Origin of the sequence: Paenibacillus sp. 598K, assembly GCF_003851045.1 — a bacterium.
Taxonomy (GTDB): Bacteria; Bacillota; Bacilli; order Paenibacillales; family Paenibacillaceae; genus Paenibacillus_D.
This window is the reverse complement of sequence record NZ_BFBX01000122.1, coordinates 2,383-2,950: the sequence shown is the minus strand read 5'-3', so window position 1 is coordinate 2,950 and position 568 is coordinate 2,383. Positions and strand designations below refer to the sequence as shown.

The window sequence follows — 568 nt, the reverse complement described above, 5'->3', positions numbered from 1 at the left end:
AAAGACTGATGCTGTACTAGCCAATCTTTCTGATTAAATACTTTCAAAATCCCACCTCCCCTTTATGAAAATCTTCAAATGCTCTAACTGACTTTGTGGCTCATTAGACTTTATCAATCATAATCCAGTGACTCAAATTTGATTAGCTGTTCTTCAATCCTCTTAAGAACTTCTTTTACTCCTGCTATTAGTTGCCGCAACTCAATATATAAATGTGGATTCTTGTCCCAAAAATCGCCCTTTATCCTTAGAACGCTTACTAAGAGGTCACCTACAAAAAGATCGCCGGAATGAAACGGCTGATTGGAAATCTTTTGTAATGCAACTGGGACTAAATACTCAAGTCCTTCTTGTTGGGAGAGGCATAACCGAAGATCTTCATTCGTGAAATTTGTAATTGGTTTTTTCCTTAGTTGATGAATTTTTTTAACTAAAGCTGACTGGAATTCAGGTTTCGCCCAAATTTCACCATCGAGTTCTTCTAAGGTTTTTCCTTTAAGCTCCATCGAAATTCACATCCAGACAATATTAGTTGGCCAAGCCCATAGACACCTGATCGATCGCTTCC

Annotated in this window: 1 protein-coding gene; it reads right to left on the bottom strand. The window is 37.9% G+C overall.

Annotated features, from left to right (window positions below; translation table 11 throughout):
• Window positions 1-113: 113 nt before the first annotated feature.
• Window positions 114-506, bottom strand: a complete 393-nt coding sequence (locus PA598K_RS28860; RefSeq protein WP_128660260.1) for a contact-dependent growth inhibition system immunity protein — start codon at window positions 504-506, stop codon at window positions 114-116.
• Window positions 507-568 lie beyond the last annotated feature (62 nt).